At 69.6% G+C, this 17,433-nt stretch carries 16 protein-coding genes; 4 read left to right on the plus strand and 12 right to left on the minus strand.

Translation table 11 applies throughout. From position 1 onward, the window contains the following. Positions 1 to 25: 25 nt before the first annotated feature. Positions 26 to 868 carry a patatin-like phospholipase family protein gene (locus ACWDXS_RS08200; protein WP_449963594.1) on the minus strand — a complete coding sequence of 281 codons (843 nt, stop codon included), beginning with the start codon at positions 866 to 868 and terminating at the stop codon, positions 26 to 28. A 30-nt stretch (positions 869 to 898) separates the two neighbouring features. Continuing rightward, positions 899 to 1,942 (minus strand): class II fructose-bisphosphatase, encoded by a 1,044-nt coding sequence (glpX, locus tag ACWDXS_RS08205; RefSeq protein ID WP_378993025.1) that lies wholly within the window; start codon positions 1,940 to 1,942, stop codon positions 899 to 901. 127 nt (positions 1,943 to 2,069) lie between these two features. On the opposite strand from glpX, the gene ACWDXS_RS08210 reads away from it, so the two are divergent. After that, positions 2,070 to 2,639: a DUF4245 domain-containing protein gene (locus ACWDXS_RS08210; RefSeq protein WP_387445873.1), complete on the plus strand. Its 570-nt coding sequence runs from the start codon at positions 2,070 to 2,072 to the stop codon at positions 2,637 to 2,639. A gap of 2 nt (positions 2,640 to 2,641) precedes the next feature. Here the strand turns inward: ACWDXS_RS08210 and ACWDXS_RS08215 are convergent, their stop codons facing one another. The 4 genes from ACWDXS_RS08215 to ACWDXS_RS08230 form a co-directional block, all read right to left on the minus strand. Then, on the minus strand, positions 2,642 to 4,057 hold the full coding sequence (locus tag ACWDXS_RS08215; protein ID WP_449963599.1) for an FAD-binding oxidoreductase: 1,416 nt from the start codon (positions 4,055 to 4,057) through the stop codon (positions 2,642 to 2,644). Between the two features lie 127 nt (positions 4,058 to 4,184). After that, the gene (locus ACWDXS_RS08220; protein ID WP_378638114.1) at positions 4,185 to 4,445 is read right to left on the minus strand and encodes an exodeoxyribonuclease VII small subunit; all 261 of its coding nucleotides are present in this window, start codon (positions 4,443 to 4,445) and stop codon (positions 4,185 to 4,187) included. Further along, on the minus strand, positions 4,442 to 5,728 hold the full coding sequence (gene xseA / locus ACWDXS_RS08225) for an exodeoxyribonuclease VII large subunit (protein ID WP_378996600.1): 1,287 nt from the start codon (positions 5,726 to 5,728) through the stop codon (positions 4,442 to 4,444). The genes ACWDXS_RS08220 and xseA overlap by 4 nt, the downstream gene beginning before the upstream one ends. 88 nt (positions 5,729 to 5,816) lie before the next feature. Next, on the minus strand, positions 5,817 to 6,410 hold the full coding sequence (locus ACWDXS_RS08230) for a lipid droplet-associated protein (protein ID WP_378996598.1): 594 nt from the start codon (positions 6,408 to 6,410) through the stop codon (positions 5,817 to 5,819). 114 nt (positions 6,411 to 6,524) lie between these two features. Here ACWDXS_RS08230 and ACWDXS_RS08235 point away from each other — a divergent pair, with 114 nt between their 5' ends. Continuing rightward, positions 6,525 to 7,544 (plus strand): 4-hydroxy-3-methylbut-2-enyl diphosphate reductase, encoded by a 1,020-nt coding sequence (locus tag ACWDXS_RS08235; RefSeq protein WP_378664336.1) that lies wholly within the window; start codon positions 6,525 to 6,527, stop codon positions 7,542 to 7,544. 60 nt (positions 7,545 to 7,604) lie between these two features. Here the strand turns inward: ACWDXS_RS08235 and ACWDXS_RS08240 are convergent, their stop codons facing one another. Both ACWDXS_RS08240 and ACWDXS_RS08245 read right to left on the minus strand, forming a co-directional pair. Next, on the minus strand, positions 7,605 to 8,450 hold the full coding sequence (locus tag ACWDXS_RS08240; RefSeq protein WP_379316944.1) for a DUF6542 domain-containing protein: 846 nt from the start codon (positions 8,448 to 8,450) through the stop codon (positions 7,605 to 7,607). A 51-nt stretch (positions 8,451 to 8,501) separates the two neighbouring features. After that, positions 8,502 to 9,650, minus strand: coding sequence for a DNA recombination protein RmuC (locus tag ACWDXS_RS08245; protein WP_449963607.1), 1,149 nt, complete (start codon positions 9,648 to 9,650; stop codon positions 8,502 to 8,504). A gap of 183 nt (positions 9,651 to 9,833) precedes the next feature. Here ACWDXS_RS08245 and ACWDXS_RS08250 point away from each other — a divergent pair, with 183 nt between their 5' ends. Beyond that, positions 9,834 to 11,021 carry an exonuclease SbcCD subunit D gene (locus ACWDXS_RS08250; protein WP_379316099.1) on the plus strand — a complete coding sequence of 396 codons (1,188 nt, stop codon included), beginning with the start codon at positions 9,834 to 9,836 and terminating at the stop codon, positions 11,019 to 11,021. Between the two features lie 46 nt (positions 11,022 to 11,067). Beyond that, positions 11,068 to 14,298 carry an AAA family ATPase gene (locus ACWDXS_RS08255; protein WP_449963610.1) on the plus strand — a complete coding sequence of 1,077 codons (3,231 nt, stop codon included), beginning with the start codon at positions 11,068 to 11,070 and terminating at the stop codon, positions 14,296 to 14,298. A gap of 26 nt (positions 14,299 to 14,324) precedes the next feature. Here ACWDXS_RS08255 and yczE read toward each other — a convergent pair whose 3' ends face one another. From yczE to ACWDXS_RS08275, 4 genes are all read right to left on the minus strand, one after another. Next, the gene (yczE, locus tag ACWDXS_RS08260) at positions 14,325 to 14,978 is read right to left on the minus strand and encodes a membrane protein YczE (protein ID WP_449963613.1); all 654 of its coding nucleotides are present in this window, start codon (positions 14,976 to 14,978) and stop codon (positions 14,325 to 14,327) included. 76 nt (positions 14,979 to 15,054) lie between these two features. After that, on the minus strand, positions 15,055 to 15,567 hold the full coding sequence (locus tag ACWDXS_RS08265) for a methylated-DNA--[protein]-cysteine S-methyltransferase (protein WP_378996583.1): 513 nt from the start codon (positions 15,565 to 15,567) through the stop codon (positions 15,055 to 15,057). Further along, positions 15,560 to 17,173: a DNA-3-methyladenine glycosylase 2 family protein gene (locus ACWDXS_RS08270; protein ID WP_449963616.1), complete on the minus strand. Its 1,614-nt coding sequence runs from the start codon at positions 17,171 to 17,173 to the stop codon at positions 15,560 to 15,562. Before ACWDXS_RS08270 ends, ACWDXS_RS08265 begins: the two co-directional genes overlap by 8 nt. Before the next feature lie 67 nt (positions 17,174 to 17,240). Then, positions 17,241 to 17,411, minus strand: a complete 171-nt coding sequence (locus tag ACWDXS_RS08275) for a YbdD/YjiX family protein (protein ID WP_379297953.1) — start codon at positions 17,409 to 17,411, stop codon at positions 17,241 to 17,243. Between the last annotated feature and the right edge of the window lie 22 nt (positions 17,412 to 17,433).

The raw sequence follows: 17,433 nt of genomic DNA on the forward strand, positions 1-17,433 counted from the left end.
TCCGCGGCAGGAATACTCGCCGGACTCAGTCGGTGGGCCAGACCGCGCACACCTCGTCGGCGAAGTCCCTGGCTTGGGTGTGGCCGGCCAGCGCGGCGCCGTGTACGCGCTGCGGGTCGAGCTCGTTGGGGCCGATGGCCTTGCGCGCGGCTTGGTCCGGATGGATCACCGTGACCCTGGCCGAGCCGAGGTGGGCGAGCTGGGCGGAGATCTTCCCGCTGCGGCGCGGGGTGAGAATGTTGGACGCGAGGCCGACGATCCGGTCGTAGCCCTTCGCCAGATCCAGATTCAGGGGGGAGCGGACACCGCCGTCGAGGTAGTGGTGCCCGTGACACGACGCCTCCGGCCAGGCGAACGGGATCGCGCAACTGGCGTTGACCGCCTCGGCGAGTGAGACGTCGCTGTCGCGGTCGAAGACCTTCAACACGCCGGTGTCGGCGTCGACCGCGGTGATCCACAACGGCTGTGCCGGCCACGACTTCTCGGGCAGGCGTGAGGACACCGCCGCCAGCCGCAACACGGGGTCGATCGTCGACCTGCCGCGCGAAGCGTTCGCGACCCGGCGTGCCGCGCTGGTCTCGCTGGGCGCGGTGCCCGCGATGAACGCCCACGTGGCCAGCTGCTTGACCGAGAGCCGGTTCGGGATCTCGGCGTTGAGCCGCCCCAGCTGCCGCTTGTAGAGCTCGTCGGTCAACAGCGTGCTGCGAATTTGCGCCCCGACGACCGCGCCCGCGGACGTGCCGATCACCAGATCGGCCGACCGCAGGTCCACCCCGGCCTCGGCCAGTCCGGCGATCATGCCGATCTGCCAGCCGATACCGGCGATTCCGCCGTTGCCGAGGACCAGGGCGGTGCTGGGCGCTGCCATAGTTCGACTATAGGGACGCCCAGCCCCGGATCACGGTAGCGGCGGGTTCGCGCTGTCGTCGCCGTCGAAGTCGACCGAGGAGTACTCGCGCAGCTTCGTCAGGCGGTGGTAGGCGTCGATCATGCGGACGGTGCCCGACTTGGACCGCATCACGATCGACTGGGTCGACGCGCCGCCGCCGTAGTAGCGCACGCCGCGCAGCAGGTCGCCGTCGGTGACGCCGGTGGCGCAGAAGAACACGTTGTCGCCGGAGACCAGGTCGGTGGTCGAGAGCACCCGATCCAGATCGTGGCCCGCGTCGATCGCCTTCTGCCGCTCTTCGTCGTCCTTCGGCGCGAGCATGCCCTGCAGCTCGCCGCCGAGACAGCGCAGCGCGGCGGCGGCGATGATGCCCTCGGGGGTGCCACCGATACCGACCAGGATGTCGACGCCGGACTCGGGACGCGCGGCGGCGATGGCGCCGGCGACGTCACCGTCGGAGATGAGGCGGATGCGGGCGCCCGCGTCGCGTGCCTGCTGGATGGTGTCCTCGTGGCGGGGACGGTCCAGGATGCAGACGGTCAGATCGGACACCGACAGCCGCTTGGCCTTGGCCACGCGGCGGATGTTCTCGCCGATCGGGGCGGTGATGTCGATCGAGCCTGCGGCATCGGGGCCGACGGCGATCTTGTGCATGTAGAACACCGCGGACGGGTCGAACATGGCGCCGCGCTCGGCGACCGCGAGCACCGAGATGGCGCCGGGGGAGCCCTTCGACATCAGGGTGGTGCCGTCGACCGGGTCGACGGCGAAGTCGACCTCGGGGCCGGTGCCGTCGCCGACGAGCTCACCGTTGTAGAGCATCGGCGCTTCGTCCTTCTCGCCCTCGCCGATGACGACGATGCCCTTCATGGACACCGAGCTGACGAGCTGACGCATGGCGTCGACGGCCGCGCCGTCGCCACCTTCCTTGTCGCCACGGCCGACCCAACGGCCACTCGCCATCGCGCCTGCCTCGGTGACGCGGACCAGCTCCAGCGCGAGGTTGCGATCGGGTGCCTCGCGGCGGCTGGGGGCGGGCGATGATGCCGTCATTGCGGAGTGCCTCCTTGGCGTTGGTGTTACGGGGGCATTGTCGCATTTCGAAACGGCACGCTCGTGCACGACCTCCTGCGATGACCCCTTGGCGGCCTGGTCAGGACTCGAGTGGATACTGGTAGCCGTGGCACAGACCAAGCACCGCATCTTCAACGACTACCGCGATCTGTTCTGGTCGTTGATCCCGTTGGTGCTGGCCGCGGTGGTATTGGCCGGGGTCGCGAGCCAGTGCACGGTGGCGACGAACGGCCCGACGCAGGGTCAGATCCCGCATTTCGATGCCGATGCCGCGCTGACCTCCGACGCGAAGACCCTGTCGTTCCCGATCCGCAAGCCGGTGTTGCCGCAGGGCTGGGTGTCGAACTCGGGCAGCCGCGACACCATCGCCACCGCGGATGGCGGTGCCGTGAGCACGGTCGGCTACATCACCCCGCAGGGCACCTACATGCGGTATTCGCAGACCGATGCCTCCGAGGAGGCGCTGTCGCGGCAGCAACTCGGTTCTCGCTATCCCACCGGGACGCAGGACGTGGCCGGGCAGAAATGGGTCGTCTACACCGAACCGACCGAGGAAACCGGCTGGATCGCCGACCTCGGCGGCGTACGGATCCTGATCACCGGCGCGGGCAACGAGGCCGCCTTCACCACCCTCGCGACGGCGATCACGACAGCTCAACCGCTGGCGAAGAAGTAGCCTCAGCTGAGCCGGTAGGACCACCCGCTGTTGGGTAGCGCGGTCGAGGTGGCGATGGTGTCTTCCGCGTCGTCGGACTTGCCCTGGGCCAGGAGGCCGTAGGGATCGAATTCGCGTTTGGCGGCATCCTCTTTCGGGCCCCACGGCTTCATGCCGCCCGCGCCGAGGACGGGCGTGTGCGAGTTCGCGATGAACAACCCCGCCCGCTGCAACCGCTCGGTGGTCGCCGCCAAGTGCTCCTGGCTCTCGAAGGCGAAGACCGGTGAGCCCTGACACGACAGACCGCCGTCGATTCGCTTCATCTCCACGTGCAGTGGCCCCAACTCCGCGAATTCACGGTGGATGCCGACGATCGACTCGTACAGATCCCGCTGCGGGAACAGGGCCATCAGCCCGGTGAGTTCGTCGTTGTGCCGCTGGTAGCGCAACATCGAATGGCCCCAGGTGAACTCGTAGAGGGGCGAACCGTAGCTGCCCTTGCCCTCGAGGCACCGGTACCGGATCCGGCCGCCGTTGTCCTGCACCAGATCCTCCACATTCGGCACCGACTGGACGGCGGCCATCAGCAGCACCATCGACTCGCCGTCGGGAATCAATCCGGCGAGTTCGGGAAAGTACTGCGGGAGCGGATGCGCATGGGGCGAAACCACTTTCGTGAGCACACCGTCGCTGCGGCAGATGTCGACCGAGAAGCGGGCTGCCTGCGCGAAATCAGGGAACGAGACGACCAGTTCGTGCCACTCCCAAGCCGGGGCGAGCGGCAGTTCGACCTCGGTGATGATGCCGTTGGCGCCGTACGCGTGGTGCACGGTGTTCACATCGCGCCCGCGCAACTCGATCAGCCGGGGGTGTTCCTCCACCGTCATCACTTCCAGCGCGGTGATGTTGCCGGTGTCGCGCAGGATGCCCCAGCGACAGCTGCCGATTCCCGCGTGTCCGCCCGCGATGTAGCCGCCGATGGTGGCCTGGTGCGCCGTCGACGGATGCATCCGCAGCTCCCAACCGGACGGGCGGATCGCGGCGTCGATATCGGCCACGACGGTGCCCGCGAGCGCGCGCACCGTGGTCGGCGGGCGTCTGCCGGGTCCGCCGTGCCAGCCGATGACGCCGGCGAGCGCGGTGACATCGATCACCGCGCCACCGCGCAGCGGCACACCCTGACCGAACTGGCCGGAACCGGCCCCGCGCACGGTGATCGGGATGCGATGACGCGCGCAGGCGGCCACCGCGGTGCGCAACTCGTCCTTGCCGCGCGGCGCGATGAAGATCTCGGCATTGCGCCCGCGCAACAGGTCTCGCAGGACCGGACTCTGCGCGAACCGGTCGCGGCTCTTGGTGCGCAGCTTGCGTGTGTCGGTGGAGAAGGTGATGGGACCCAGGTCGTCGCGCAGGCTCGTCAGCGAATCGGTGGGTGCCATCGGCCGTACTCCGTCGTTCGAACTCTCCGCGCGTCGCCCGGAGGGCGATCCCTCGGCGGACCGACCCGGCATCAGCGTGCCCGGCCGGTGTTTCGCGGCGGTAAAGGTGCGATGTCGGTGCGCGTGCTCAGTCGGCGGTGTCGAGGTCGGCGCGGGACAGGGCGTCTTCCACGCGGCGGCGCGCACCGGCGAGATGCTGTTCGCAGCGGGTGGCCAGGGCTTCGCCGCGCTCCCACAGCACCAGCGAGTCGTCCAGGTCGAGGCCGCCCTGTTCGAGCATCTTCACCACGTTGATGAGCTCGTCGCGGGCGCGTTCGTAGCCGAAGGCCGCGATCTCGGCCAGGGTGTCGGCAGCGGTGTTCTCGGAACCGGCGTCGGCCACGGTCACGTCCTCTTCTCGTCGGTGGTCTCTGGCGTCAGTCGCTGGGTGCCCAGTGCCGCGGCGGTGACGGCTCCGTCGGCGACCCTGATGCGGAGCTGGCTGCCCGCGGGGGAATCATCGATCGAACGCACGACATGCCGTTCGGGACCGGCGACGCGCTGCACGACAGCGTAACCACGGGCCAGGGTGGCGGCCGGACCCACCGCGGTCAGCTTCTCGCGCAGGTGCAGGGTGGTCGTCGACTCGCTGCGCAGCAGCTGGTCGACAGTGCGTCTCGCGGCCGTGCGCAACCGTTCCAGCTCGTCGTGACGGTGGTTCAGCTCGCGCAGGGGATCGGCGAGGACCGGGCGCGATCGCAACTGCGTGATGGTGTGTTCCTCGCGCTGGACCCAGCCGCGCAACGCGGCCGCCGAGCGCGCCCGCATCTCACGCACCCCGGCCAGTTCGGCGGCGGCATCGGGGACGATGCGTTTGGCGGCGTCGGTGGGGGTGGCCGCGCGCAGGTCGGCGACCAGGTCGAGCAGGGGATTGTCGGGTTCGTGGCCGATGGCGCTGACGATCGGGGTGCGCGCGGCGGCGACCGCCCGGCACAGTGCTTCGTCGGAGAAGGCCAGCAGATCTTCGACGCTGCCACCGCCGCGCGCCAGCACGATCACCTCGACCTCGGGGTCGCGATCGAGTTCGGTCAGCGCTTCGAGCATCTGCGGTACCGCGGCCGGACCCTGCACCGCGGTATTGCGGATGACGAATCGGACTGCGGGCCAACGGTTCTGGGCCACGGACAGGACATCGCGTTCGGCCGCGCTCGCCCGTCCGGTGATCAGCCCGATCGTCGCGGGCAGGAAAGGTAGCGGCCGCTTGAGCCTGGCATCGAACAGGCCCTCAGCCGTCAAGAGGGCTTTCAACCGCTCGATCCGCGCCAGTAGCTCACCGATGCCGACCGCGCGAATCTCGGTGACCCGCAACGACACCGTGCCCCGGCCGGTGAAGAAGTGCAGCTTGCCGTACACGACCACGCGGCTGCCCTCGGTGAGCGGCACCGGCAGCCTGCGCAACAGGTCGGGGTCGCAGGTCAGCGACAGCGACATGTCCACCGAGGCATCGCGCAGCACCAGGAACGCGGTGCGGGTGCCGGGGCGCAGATTGATCTGGGTGACCTGCCCCTCCACCCAGATGCTGCCGAGCCGTTCGATCCACTGGGCGACCTTCACCGCGACCGAGCGCACCGGATACGGCTGCTCCGCCGAATTCGCCGGAGCGCCGGCCTGCGCGACGCCGTCCTGAGTCATAGGTCAGTTCTACGCGCGGCCACCGACACAACCAAAAAGCGGCCGCCATCCGAGGTGTCGGATGGCGGCCGCTTCGACGGACAGTCTGTCACTGCGCCTGGACGGTGGCGATGCGGTTGGTGAGCATCGTGACGAAGGGGGCGCGGGCGCGGGTCTGCTGTTCGAAGGCCAGCAGCTGGGCCAGCTCCTCGACGGTCAGCATCCGCAGCCGGGCGCGCAGCTGGGCCAGCGTCATCGCGGGGTAGTCGTAGCGGATAGCGACCTCGGGGGCTACGACCTCCTCCTCGGTGGGCTCGTCGGCGGGCTCGATGACCTCTTCTTCGGTCTCGAGCAGCAGCAGCGACGCGGGCACGGCCTTGCCGTTGGTCTGCGGGGCCTCCGGCGCTTCGAACAGGTCGAAGCGGCTGGTGTGGCCGTTGGTGGCGGGCGCGGGCTCCAGGTCCTCGTCGAAGGTGGCCCAGGCGGGCTGCTCGGCCGGAGCCGAACCCAGCCGCTCGAACACACCGTCACCCTTGAGCGCGAGGCTGGTGACGAACTGCTGCAGATGCATCGTGGTCTGCAGCACGCGACTGAGCGCGGTGATCGGGAAATTGACCGCGGCGACGGGCAGTCGCCGGGTCTCTTCTAAGGCGTATACGGCGGCGCCGGCGGCCACCCTGGCCAGGAACGGAGGTCGAAACATGACTCCAGCCTGCCGCAAACCGGGTGTGATGCAAAGGTCCACACCCCTGTTGTGTGACTTTCGCCCCTTGATCCGACCTGATCGGGCCTCTCGCGCGCACGTAAGCTGTGGGATATGACCTCGGCAATCCCCTTGAACGTCGGTATCACGCGCTCCGCGGGCGCGAATGCTGCCGGTGGCAAGCGCGTGCTGCTGGCCGAGCCGCGCGGCTACTGCGCAGGCGTCGACCGCGCCGTCGAGACCGTGGAGAAGGCTCTCGAGAAACACGGCGCCCCGATCTATGTGCGCAAGGAGATCGTGCACAACCGCCACGTGGTGGAAACACTACGTGAGCAGGGTGTGATCTTCGTCGACGAGACCGACGAGGTGCCCGAGGGCGCGCTGGTCGTGTTCTCCGCGCACGGTGTCGCGCCGATCGTGCACGAGACCGCCGCCGAACGGAACCTGCGCACCATCGACGCCACCTGTCCGCTGGTCACCAAGGTGCACCAGGAAGCCAAGCGGTTCGCCCGCGACGACTTCGACATCCTGCTGATCGGCCACGAAGGCCACGAGGAAGTCGAGGGCACCGCCGGTGAGGCGCCCGAGCACGTGCAGCTGGTCGACGGGCCCGACTCGGTGGACAAGGTGACCGTGCGCGACCCGTCGAAGGTGATCTGGCTGTCGCAGACCACGCTCTCGGTCGACGAGACCATGGAGACCGTCGAGCGGCTGCGCGAACGTTTCCCGACGCTGCAGGACCCGCCCAGCGACGACATCTGCTACGCCACGTCCAACCGGCAGACCGCGGTCAAGGCGATGGCGCCCGAATGCGATCTGGTGATCGTGGTCGGTTCGCGCAACTCGTCGAACTCGGTGCGACTGGTCGAGGTGGCGCTCGGCGCGGGCGCGAAGGCGGCGTACCTGGTCGACTACGCGCGCGAGGTCGATCTGGCCTGGCTCGACGGGGTGCGGACCATCGGCATCACCTCCGGCGCGTCGGTGCCGGAGATCCTGGTGACCGGGGTCCTCGACCTGCTGGCCGAACACGGCTTCGGTGAGGTCCAGCCGGTGACCACGGCCAACGAGACACTGGTGTTCTCCCTGCCTCGTGAGCTCCGCCCCGCCCGCCGGGACGCGCCTTCGCAGAGCTGACCCGACTGAGCTGAACACAGAAAATCCCCGCCGATCGATCTCGGCGGGGATTTTTCGTTCTCAGACGTTGTCGGGGCGACGTCGTTCCGTGCGGGCGGAGTCGGCGCGGTCTCGATAGCGCACGTTCGGCTGCGGATGCGGGGGTGCGTCGCCACGGCGGCGGGGGACCCTGGCCGGTTCGGGTTCGCGCGGTGCGGCGGCCGCGCGGGCGGCGCGGGGTTCACCGCGGGCGGCGCGAGGCTCGCGGGGCCGGGCCGCGGCGGGCGCCCGTTTCGGTTCGGCGGGCCGGGCGGGTCGGCGAGCCGGGCTCGCCATGTCGACCTCGGTATCGGCTTCGTCCAGTACCGCGGTGCCGCGGCGCGGCCGCTTGCGGGCGGCGGTGGCGAGGTCGGGGGCCGGCTCGGGGCGACGGCGCTTGACCGGCTTGCGTTCGGTCCGGCGCTCCGGGGCGGGGCGAGCGGTCTGGGGTGCGCGCTTGGCGATCGCGATCCTGGCTCCGCCGATCGCCAGCACCAGCACGGTGGCCAGCGCCATCGTCGGGAAGCGCTCCACCAGCGGGATGATCAGGTTCATCAGCACGTCTTTGATCGACGTGGTGGCGCGGCCACCCAGCATCTGGCAGGCCAGGGGCACCGCGACGAACAGCAGCAGCGGCGGCATCACCATGGTGGAGAACAGGCCGCGGAAGCGCACCGCGCAGACAGCGAGCACGCAGCCGAGCACATACAGCGCCGAGAACGTGCCGGTCGGATAGGTCTCGCCGCCGAATCCGTCGATCAGGAACCCGAGACCTGTCGCACCCGCGGCGAGCAGAATCGCGGCCCAGGCGGGGATGCCGGGTACCGAGGGCACGATCGAACGTTGCGGCGCGGGCACCCGGGGTCGCGCACGTTGGGAAGCAGCCACACTATGACACTAACTGCACATCGGCCCTGTGGGCGCCACGGCACGGGGATCTCAGACGCGATCCTCGACGTCGGCGAACGCGACGACGCGTGGTCGGGTCTCGGTGAGCCGGATTGCCGGGAGCTCCTGATCGGCGATGCCGAGATCGTGCATCCGGCGCGCGGTGACCATGACCCGCGACTCCACCGAACCCACGGTCGCGTTGAAAGCCGCTACGGCCTTACCGAGATTCACGCCCAGATTGTCCAGATGCTCGGCGACCTTGCCCAACCGGGTGTAGAGCTCCTTGCCCAGTTGCTGCACCGTTGCCATATCGCGCGAGAGCGCTTCCTGCCGCCAGCTGAACGCCACCGTCCGCAGCAGCGCGATCAATGTAGTGGGGGTTGCCAGGATCACGTTCCGGCCGAACGCGTACTCCAAGAGGTCGGCATCGGTGGTGAGCGCGGCGTCGAGGAACGGGTCGCCGGGCACGAACAGCACGACGAACTCCGGTGCCGGATCGAAGGCCGCCCAGTACGCCTTGTCGGCCAATTGGTCGACGTGGGCGCGCAGGTGTTTGGCGTGGCGGGCCAGCAATGGGGTGCGTGCGCCGGGGTCGTCGGTGGTCGCCGCGTCCAGATACGCCGAGAACGGCACCTTCGCGTCGACGACGATGTGCCTGCCGCCGGCCAGCCGCACCACCATGTCGGGCCGGACCGCACCCCGATCGTCGCCGCCGGGCCGGGATACCTGGGTATCGAAGTCGCAGTGCCGGGTCATGCCGGCGAGTTCGACCACGCGTTCCAGCTGGATCTCACCCCACCGGCCGCGCACCTGCGGCGCCCGCAGCGCGGCGACCAGCTGGCCGGTCTGATCGGAGAGCCGATGCGAGGTGCGTTGCATGCCCGCGACCTGCTCGCGCAATCCCGAGTACGCGTCGATCCGATGGTGTTCGACCTGCCGGATCTGCTGTTCCAACGCGCCGACCGCGTCGCGCAGCGGATCGACCATCGCGCCGATCGCGGCCGAATGCCTGCGCGCCGCATCCTCGTTGGCCGAGTGCAGCGACTGCTGCAGCAACCGTTGGTTGTCGCCGGCCGCGGCGAGCCGGGCTTCCGCGGTGGCGGCGCGTTGGCCACCCCGGGCGGAATGCCCCAGCCAGCCGAGACCGAAGCCTGCGGCGAAGACGAAGACGAGCGCGACGAGCATCGAAGCGGTCATGGGAGGCGATACTGCCCGAGGCCACCGACAAGTTCGCAATTCCCGGGCAAACCGGGCATGGCGGCGGCATTCCCGCCGGACATCTTGGTGGTGTGCGCGCGGCCTCGCGCGCCACGCCGGTGAATTACACGCGTGTGGTGCGTCGATTGAATTCTGTCGGGGGTGTGCCCTACGGTTCGCGACATGCGGATCCTGCACACCTCCGACTGGCACATCGGGCGCACCTTTCACGGTGTCGACCTGCTGGCCGATCAGGCGCGGGTGCTGTCGGCCGTCGCGGAGCTGGTCGCGGCCGAATCGGTCGACGTGGTGGTGGTGCCCGGCGACATCTACGACCGCTCCATCCCCAATGCCGATGCCATCGGGGTCTGCAATCGTGGATTCGAGGCGATCCGGGCGGCGGGCGCGACGATCGTCGCCACCTCGGGCAATCACGACTCGCCCGCCAGGCTCGGTGCGGGCGCGAGCTTCGCCGCGGCCGGTGGCCTGCACCTGTGTACGCGGGTCGCCGACGCGCACCGGCCCATCGTGCTGTCCGATGACGACGGCGACGTGGCCTTCTACGGCATCCCGTATCTGGAACCGGAGATCACCCGGACCGAACTCGGTGTGCCACAGGCGCACTCGCACGCGGAGATCCTCGATGCCGCGATGAGCCGGATTCGTGCCGACATCGCCGCCAGGTCCGGCACCCGCACGGTGGTGCTGGCGCACGCGTTCGTGATCGGCGGCGAGGCGACGGGTTCGGAACGGTCCATCTCGGTGGGTGGTGTGGAGACGGTGTCGATGTCGGCCTTCGACGGCATCGACTATGTGGCGCTGGGGCACCTGCATTCGCCGCAGACGCTCTCGGAGTCGGTGCGCTACAGCGGATCCCCGCTGCCGTATTCGTTCGGGGAGAGCTCCCATCGCAAGGCGGTCTGGATCGTCGACCTCGACGCGAAGGGTCTGGCGGCGGTGCACCGCCGCGAGCTGCCGCAGGTGCGCGGGCTCAGCAGACTCACCGGCACCATCGATTCCCTGCTCACCGGCGCCGAATTCGCCGCGGCCGAAGAGCACTACGTGTCCGCCACGATCACCGACATCACCCGTCCGGTGGATCCGATGCGTAAGCTGCGCGAGCGGTTTCCGCACGCGGTGCACGTGGAATGGGCACGGCCGGAAGGCAATCCGGAGTTGCACTACCGCGAGCGGGTGCACGGTCGTCGCGACACGGAGGTCGCGGCGAGCTTCCTGACCGACGTGCGTGGCACACCGAGCAAGGGGGAGATGGCATGGGTGGAGCGGGCGCTGGCCGCGGCGGTTCGCGAAACCGACTCGGGCCGAGGCGAATCCGCCCAGGAGCCGGTGGCATCGGAGCTGACTGCGTGAGCTCGCGCGCCGGGTTCACGGCGGCGCTCGTCGCCGGGGTCATCGCGTGAGGCTGCACCGGCTCGAACTCACCGCGTTCGGACCGTTCGCCGAGACCACCGTCGTCGATTTCGACGCACTCGGTGCCGACGGGCTGTTCCTGCTCCACGGGCATACGGGCGCGGGCAAGACGACCATCCTCGACGCCATCGCCTTCGCCCTCTACGGCAAGGTGCCCGGGGCGCGCGGCGAGAGCAAGCGCCTGCACTCCGACCACGCCGATTCGCAGACACCACCGAGTGTCGTGCTCGAGGCCACGCTCGGCGGCCGCCTGCTGCGCCTGACCCGCTCGCCCGAATTCGAGCGCCCGAAGAAGAACGGCACCGGAACCCGGCTGCTGCAACCCCAGGCCACGCTCACCTGGCTCGACGGCAGCGGTGAGAACCTCTCGCGCATCACCGATATCGGCGACGAGGTGCTGCGTCTGCTCGGCATGAGCGCCGACCAGTTCTTCCAGGTGGTGCTGCTCCCGCAGGGCGACTTCGCCAAATTCCTGCGAGCCGAGAACGAGGACCGCGAGAAACTGCTCGAAAAGCTCTTCGATACCCAACGTTTCGGTACCGCCGAGAAATGGTTGTCGGATCGGCGACGCGCGGCCGAAAGCGAACTCACCACGCGCCAGCAGGGCATCGACCGCCTGATCACCAAGGTCGGCATGGCGGCGGGATACGGCGGCGCGGAATCGATCGGCATCAAGGACTCGGTGACGTGGTCTCAGGAACTGCTGGCCACCGCGCGTACCGCCCTCGCCGAGGCGACCACGAATGCCGAACTGCGCCACAAAGAATCGGTCGACGCCCGCGCCGAAGCCGAAGAGCAACGCCGCGTCACCGAGCTGCGCACCCGCATGGCCGCGGCCCGCTCCGAACTGGACGCCTACACCGCCACCGCTGCTCGCCGCGCCGAACTCGAACGCGAACTCGACCGAGCTCGCCTGGCTGAGCCCGTCGTCCATGCCATCGACGAGGCTCGCTCCGCGGTCCGTGGCCTGCGTCGCTCGGAAGCCTGCACCCGCAGCGCCGCAGCTGATCTGGCCGATCGTCTGAGTGCGCCGGCGGCGGCCGATATCGCGGGTGTGGGTCTGCTGACCGTCGTGCCGGCCGAGCCGAACGGCGATGGCGGCGTGGACGTCCGGGGTGATCTCGATGCGGCGATCAGCCAGTGGAACGCGCTGCTCGGTGTGCTCGGTGAGGTGCGCGCGGACGCGGTGATCGCATGCAGGCTCGCCGACGATCTCGCCGCTCACGAGAGCGAATCCGCCCAGCTCACGCGGCGTGCGGCGGAGTTGGCGCAGCGGCGGGTCGAACTGCCGGCACTGATCGGTTCTGCTCAGGAACAGCTCCGCGAGGCCACCGACGCGGCCGCCGCGCTGCCCGGGGTTCGCAACGAGCTGGCCAAGTGGCAGGACGCGGCGGCGGCCGCTGTTGAGATCGCCCGTCGCCGACCGGCTTTGGACGCGGCGCGCGGTGAACACGACACGGCCTGGCGCGCCCATCTCGACGCCAGGGAGCGTGTCCTCGACCTGCGCACCCGCCGCCTTGCCGGCATGGCCGCCGAACTCGCGGGCGCGCTCACCGAGGGTGCGCCGTGCACGGTCTGCGGGTCCGCCGATCACCCGGAGCCCGCGCAGCCCACCGGCGACGCGGTGTCCAAGGACGCCGAGGACGCCGCGCAGGCGGCCGAACAGGTCGCCGAGGCCGCGCGGGATCGCCTCGCCGAACGCATCAGCGCCATCGAACGCGAGATCGAGGCGCTGACCGCGCGTGGCGGCGACGCCGACCCCGTCGCCCTCGCCGCCGCGGTCCGCACCGCCACCCACCGGTTCGACGATACGGCCGAAGCCGCTGAACGCGCCCCCGCCCTGACCAGCCGCCTGGAGGCCCTGCGCACCGAGGAAGCCGCCCTGCACGAGCAGTCCCGCGACTTGGACGCCCGCCTCGGCACCAGCACGGCCAACATCGCGGCCACCCGCACCCGCCTCGAAGAACTCACCACCCGCCTGCGTGCCGCCGCGGGCGCCGACGCCACCGTCGACGCCCGCACGACCCGCCTCGAATCCCTCATCACCGCCGCCACCACCCTCCGTACCGCCCGTACCGAGGAGGCCACCGCCCGCGACGCCGTTCGCACCGTCGCCACCCGTGTGGAAAACCTCGCCCGTACAGCAGGTCTCGTTCCGGCGGGATACGAGGCGAGTGCGCAGCTCGAGGCACACGAATCGACGACTCGTACCGCCGGGCGAACTGCGGTCGCCGATGCCGATACGGGCGTTCCCAGCCTGTTCGATCTTTTCGATGACGAGCCGCTCGATGACGAGCCGGTCGGCGAAGAGCCGGGCGAACCAGCACCGCCTCGCGACGACATCGCCCTGCTGACCGCCTACGCCCAGGTCGTCACCGCTGCCGCGCGGACCGCGCAGCAGCAGGCCGCGATCGAAGCCGAACTCACCGCCGCGGACCGGGCCCGCGCACATGCCGAGACGGTGCTCGCCGAGCCCCGGATCCAGGCGGTCGCCGAGCAGACGCCGGGCGACCTGAACGCGCTCGAGCAGCGCTTCACCGAAGCGCAGAGTGCGCTCACCGCGGCGGTGGCGGCCCGGTCGGCGGCCACCGAGCGGGTCGCCCAGCTCGAGCAGCTGGGGACGCAGCTGTGGGGTGAGGTCGAGCGGATCGCGCCCGAGCAGCGTGTCTTCGACGAACTGGCGGCCCTGGCGGAAGTGGTCGCGGGCAGGGGCGAGAACAACCGGCGAATGTCGCTGCGCTCCTATGTTCTCGCGGCACGGCTCGAAGAGGTCGCGGTCGCGGGATCACTGCGTCTGCGCCGGATGTCCGGTGGCCGTTACGAATTCGTCCACTCGGACAAGGCGGGCCCACGGGGCAGACGCGGCGGCCTCGGGCTCGACGTCCGCGACGACTACACCGGCGCGATCCGCTCGGCGAAAACGCTCTCCGGCGGCGAAACCTTCATGGCCTCGCTGGCATTGGCACTCGGTCTGGCCGATGTGGTCGCCGCCGAAACCGGCGGGCTGGTCCTGGACACCCTGTTCATCGACGAAGGCTTCGGCAGCCTCGACGCCGACACTCTCGACGCCGTGATGGGTGTCCTCGACGAACTGCGGGCGAACGGGCGCGTGGTCGGCGTCGTCAGCCACGTAGACGAAATGCGCCAGCGCATCCCCAGCCGCCTCCACGTGGTGCGCGGCCGGGCAGGATCGCGGCTGGAAGCCACCGTCGCCTGAGTTCGCCCGGTGAGGCCGTCACCATGTCAGCACGGCGCGGCGGGAGCCTGCGGACGCTCCACGGATGGCGCCGCTTCCTGGCGGGCGAGCGGCGTGAATCCGGGGAGCTTGCCGTCGACGAACGGGATCATCAGCTGGACCAGCGGGCCGATTCCGAAGGCGTAGACCAGCGTGCCGATTCCCACGCTGCCGCCGAGGAACCACCCGGTGGTCAGCACCGAGACCTCGATCCCGGTGCGAACCGACCACACCGGCCAACCGGTCCGCGCGACCAGTCCAGTCATCAGTCCATCGCGCGGACCTGGCCCCATTCCCGCACCGATGTAGAGCACTGTCGCCGCCGCGTTCACCACCACCGCGGCGACCATGGCCAGTACCCGCAGCCACACGCCGTCCACGGCGGGGATCGCCCACAACCCGGCGTCGACCGCGATCGCGATCACCACCACGTTGCTGACGGTCCCCAGCCCCGGCCGCTGCCGCAACGGAATCCAGGCGAGCAGCACAGCGATCCCGGTCAGCGCGGTCACCACACCGAAACTCAGCGGCACATGCGAGGCGACCCCTTGGTGGAACACGTCCCACGGGTCGAGCCCGAGTCCTGCTCGGATCATCACTGCCATCGAGGTGCCGTACAACCACAAACCGACGTACAGCGCGACCAACCGACGAGTGAGCATAGGTAACAGAATCCGGCCTACTGGACCTGAAAAAAAGAGCCAATCGGCGATCACTGGCCTGATCGTGTGCCGCTGCTCAGCTTTCGTGCGCGAGCAACCAGGCCTTGGCTTGCAGCCCCCACCGGAACCCGCCGAGCGCTCCGCCGATCCGCAGCACACGATGGCACGGCACGAACAGCGCGGCGGAGTTGCGCGCGCAGGCGTTGGCCGCGGCCCGCGTGGCTGCCGGACGCCCGGAGAGTCCGGCGAACTCCGTGTAGGTGACCGGTTCACCGGCCGGTACCTTGCGCAGGACTTCCCAGGCATGGACGAGGAACTCACCGGACTGTTGACGCACCGCGATCGTGTCGATCGCGGTGAGATCACCTGCGTGATAGTCGATGACGGCCTTGGTCACCGCGCCGAGCGAATCCCGTTGCCGCAGTTCGGCCGGGCGCAAGGTCGCGTGGATCAGGCCGGTCAGCGTGGTCGGGTCGCCGGTCCAGCCCGAGGCGAGCACGGCGCCGTCGGAATCGGCGATGGTGGTGAACGGGCCGATCGGCGTGCTGACGGTCGCGACGTCGGCGAGGCGAAGAGCAGTGTCAGTCATGGGTTTTCGCTTCCTGAGGAGAGGGTTCACGGACAAGCGCGCCACGATGTTCGAGCGCGGTCTTCCACAAGTGCATGGACAGATACGAGCGCCACGGCGCCCAGCGGGTGGTGTCGCCGAGGTCGATCCCGGCCAGCGCGGCTCCTTGGCGCACGACGAGGTCGGTGTCGAGCAGGATGTCGGGATCGGCCAGCGATCGCATGGTGACGTAGTCGGCCGTCCACGGCCCGACTCCATCGAGTGCGAGCAGGTCGCTCCGCAGATCATCGGCGGTACGGCCGGAATGCAGGACCAGTTCGCCGTCGGCGAGCGCCCGCGCCGCGGCCACGATCGCGGCCACCCTGCGCGCGGGCCCGGTCAACACCTCGGCACCGTGTTCGGCGACCGCTTCGGCCGTCGGGAACAGTCGCGGCACCGGTCCTTCGATCGGCTCGCCGAGTGCGTCTACCAGCCGCGCGACATGCGTCCCCGCTGCCCGCACCGAAATCTGTTGCCCGATCATCGTGCACAGCAACAACTCTGATCCATCGAGGCACCCGGGCACGCGAATCCCCGGCATGAATCCGTGTCCCGCGATTCCGTGCGCAACCCCTGCGGTACCCGAATCGATTGCGCCATCACCGGATCGGTCGTCACTGCCGAACACGCGGCCGCCGCCGTGACCACCACGGCCGCCGGCTCCGGCCGTTGCGTCGATGCTGAGTGCCGCGTCGATCCCCAGCGGATCCGCGTCCAGATCGAGCAGACGCCGCACCCGGGCGACAGTCGGAGCGAGATCACGCATATCCCGCAATGCCAACTCCGCCCGCACATGACCGGGCTGGAAAGACAGCCGAACAGTCGCGTGCCCGTGCGGAGTACGCAGGCTGCGCGTGTAGACCCCGTCCTCCCACTGTTCCGTCCCGGCCACCGCGTGCGCCGAGAGGAACCAGGTCAGCCACCCGGTATCGAGCGGCTCGCGGTACGGCAGCCGCAAGGTCAGCAATCCGGGGGTGCCGGGTGCGACGACATCGGCGCGCGGCGACCGGCGTAATTCGGTCCGCATCGTTGTCGGACTCACCGCGAAGACCTCGCGCACGGTGTCGTTGAACTGCCGAATGCTGGCGAACCCCGCCGCGAACGCGATATCCGACATCGGCATCTCGGTGGTCTGGATGAGCAGCCGCGCGGTATGCGCGCGGTGCGCCCTGGCCAGCGCGAGCGGGCCTGCCCCGAGTTCGGTGGTGAGCACGCGGGTGAGCTGGCGCTGCGAATAGCCGAGGGTGGCGGCCAGTCCGGGTACCCCACCACGCTCGATCACCCCGTCGCCGATCAGCCGCATGGCGCGAGCGGCCAGGTCGGCTCGCACGTTCCACAGGGGTGACCCGGGCGCGGCGTCGGGCAGGCACCGGCGGCACGCGCGATAACCGGCCTGCTGCGCCGCCGCCGCGGTGGGCAGGAACGACACATTGGCCCGCTTGGGTGTGATCGCCGGGCACGAGGGCCTGCAGTAGATGCCGGTCGTGCGTACCGCGGTGAAGAACTGCCCGTCGAAGCGGGAGTCGCGGGTGGAGACCGCCCGGTAGCAGCCCTCGAAGTCCAAAGCAGTGATGGTCACGAGTTCCACAATGGCACCCGCGCGAGCGGGGTGCTAGCGGAAATCGGCCACCGATCCCGCGGGTCTGGGACCGCGATCAGCAGCAGCGATTGGTGGGATTGCGCTCGGCTTCGGCATAGCGTTCGCGCCAGTAGTCGCGCACGGACGGCACCGGGGCCCCCGGATGCGTGCGACGCAAGTGGTCGACATACCGCTGGTAATCCTGGCCGCCGTTGATCGCGCTGTACCAGCGGGCGACTGCGCGCATCGCCGCCCACGCTCGGCCGAGA

The organism is Nocardia sp. NPDC003183, from assembly GCF_053590715.1.